Source organism: Calothrix sp. CBUCES-K 9914, assembly GCF_059640475.1.
Map to the genome: position 1 here is coordinate 1 of NZ_JBXXZH010000495.1, position 2,669 is coordinate 2,669.

Consider the following 2,669-nt stretch of genomic DNA (forward strand, 5'->3'; position numbering starts at 1 on the left):
AGATTATCAAGCCGCAATTAAAGATTACAACCAAGCTATTAAAATGAATCCTAACGATGCATATGCTTATAACAACAGAGGATTAGCTTACAATAATTTAGGAGATTATCAAGCCGCAATTAAAGATTACATCAAAGCTATTAAAATTAATCCTAACTGTGCATATGCTTATTATAACCGAGGATTAGCTTACGATAATTTAGGAGATTATCAAGCCGCAATTAAAGATTACAACCAAGCTATTAACATTAATCCTAACGATGCAGATGCTTATAATAACCGAGGATTAGCTTACAATAGTTTAGGAGATTATCAAGCCGCAATTAAAGATTACATCAAAGCTATTACAATTAATTCTAACCTTGCAGATGCTTATTATAACCGAGGATTAGCTTACAATAGTTTAGGAGATTACCAAGCCGCAATTCTAGTTTGTACCCAAGCTATTATGATTAATCCTAACCATGCAACTGCTTATAACAACCGAGGTTTAATTTCCTATAATTTAGGAGATAATCAAGCCGCAATTGAAGATTTCAACCAAGCTGTTAGAATTAATCCTAACTTTGGAACTGCTTATAATAACCGAGGAGTAGCTTACAATGATTTAGGATATTATCAATTCGCAATTAAAGATTACAACCAAGCTATTAAAATTAATCCTAACCATGCATATGCTTATAATAACCGAGGATTAGCTTACAATAATTTAGGAGATTACCAAGCCGCAGTTAAAGATTGCAACCAAGCTATCGAAATTAATCCTAACAGTGCCTGTGCTTATGACAACCGAGGATTTGCTTACAGTAATTTAGGAGATAATCAAGCCGCAATTCAAGATTACAGTCAAGCAGCGAATTTATATAAACAACAAGGGGAAGAAAGCAAGTACCAAGATATGCTAAACCGCATTGAAGAACTTGAACCTACATCCCGTACTCCAGGCGCCACACTAGGTTCTTACTTATCTAAATTTTTGCCTTGGTAAATTAAATATTACTTTGAGTCTTTGTGGTGGGGCAACATTTATTTTAAGGTATTTCAAGCCGTACCAAAAATATAAATGGTGAAGTTCCTCCACCCTACAAACTTACTGCACAGGCGTGACGCCTATGCTACAAGAAACGTTATTCTTCGGGTGAAGTGTCTGGCGCCAGTGAGCGAATTCGATTCATTTGTGATAGTGCGTACTTTGCTGTTGCTTGTACATTCGCGTCGTTGTCTTGGGTAGCGAGATATAACATTTGACTTAATTGTGTCATCATGTCGTATACGCGCGTTAAATCACGAATAGCGTTTTGTCGAACTTCTGGACTTTCATCTTGAAGTGACATTGCTAACGCGCGGTTCATTGGTTTGAGGGTACGAGTACCAATTTCAGATAAAGCTGCTAATATCAAGCTGCGCTGTTGCGAATCAGCGTCTATCATTATATCTACAAGCGGTTGAATCGCGCGTGAGTCTCCCTGCTGTCCTAAATCCCAAATTGCTTTGCGTCGTTTATTTGGGTCAGTACTACGAAGGTCTTTAACTAATTCGTCAACAATATTAACTTTCGCAAGACGAGAAGTGGTTTCCGGTGCAAGTAACTCGCTCTTAGTTACATTTGGGTCATGCAAACCATTGTGTAGACCATTTAAATTTGTCTCATAGTTTGTCTCATTATGTAGTTCTATCTCAGCTACTGACTCAACGTCTTGAATAATTCTTTGCTTTTGAGGTGGTAAAGCCATTACCTTGGGTTCTTGTAGCTCATGGCTCAAATCTTTATGAGGAATTACTCCTTCAACATCGTCTGTGTTCATAACGGACGAGTTTATAGCTTTGAAACCAGCTACCTCTCGTTTAGGTTGGCTAAATTTTCGTAATAAGTAAGCAATAGCACCTAAAGTTCCTAATAACCCAATTCCAACTAATGCCCACCAAAATAAACCTCTCCCACCATTACCATTTGCAGGGGCTTTTTGAGTTGCTGTAGCTGTTTGTGTTGGTTTGGGTTGCGTTTTCTGTAAAACGGCAGCATTAATTTTTGCACGAGTTGTGCTGCCCAAAATTCCATCTGCTGCTAAATTATTCTCTGCTTGAAACCGTGATACAGCAATGCGCGTACTAACACCATAATCACCATCTATATCATCAGTATATAATCCTAACCGTTTGAGTTTGGTTTGCAATGCTTTAACTTCCGTTCCTGAATTACCAGGTCTTAATATACGCTGGTTGCTAGTTTCGGTACTTGTGTTCTTGTTTTGCTGTTGAGAATTGTCAGGACTACTGACAGTCGTCGGTGTTGCTTGCGCTAATTTTACTATATCAAGTAGCTTTTGACTCGATAGGGCAATTTGATTTGGGTAAAACCCAAAAAGCAAACAGCTAGTAATCAGGATGGAAGAACCGCATAGCCTCATATCAAAAAGTTTGATTCAGTACACGTATTGTAAGTTACCGATTAATACGATAACTTCATTCGCAGATAAATGTTAGCTTTTATCCTGTCACAAAAATCCGGTAGGCGCCTTGAATCAAAAAAATCATCAAATTTGCTCACTGTAGAATCTAGAATCGCGTACACGTAATCAATATTTCACCTCTATTCAGTACTAATACTCAAGAATGCATCGCTTCCGATTCTGATTTGCGTACAGGAACAGTTAAAGTATTTTGCTGTA

2 protein-coding genes are annotated in these 2,669 nt (G+C 37.8%); one reads left to right on the forward strand and one right to left on the reverse strand.

The window, feature by feature from the left end; genetic code table 11:
- Positions 1 to 988, forward strand: a 988-nt coding sequence (locus tag AC2JBO_RS44405; RefSeq protein WP_496959994.1) for a tetratricopeptide repeat protein, incomplete at its 5' end; no start/stop codon positions are given.
- Between the two features lie 139 nt (positions 989 to 1,127).
- Here AC2JBO_RS44405 and AC2JBO_RS44410 read toward each other — a convergent pair.
- Entirely contained in the window at positions 1,128 to 2,408 is a 1,281-nt protein-coding gene (locus tag AC2JBO_RS44410; RefSeq protein ID WP_496959995.1) for a peptidoglycan-binding protein, read from the reverse strand.
- Positions 2,409 to 2,669 lie beyond the last annotated feature (261 nt).

Bases quoted from the DNA above. Each gene is read 5' to 3' on its own strand.
- AC2JBO_RS44410 (WP_496959995.1), bottom strand. From the start codon at position 2,408: ATGAGGCTATGCGGTTCTTCCATCCTGATTACTAGCTGTTTGCTTTTT.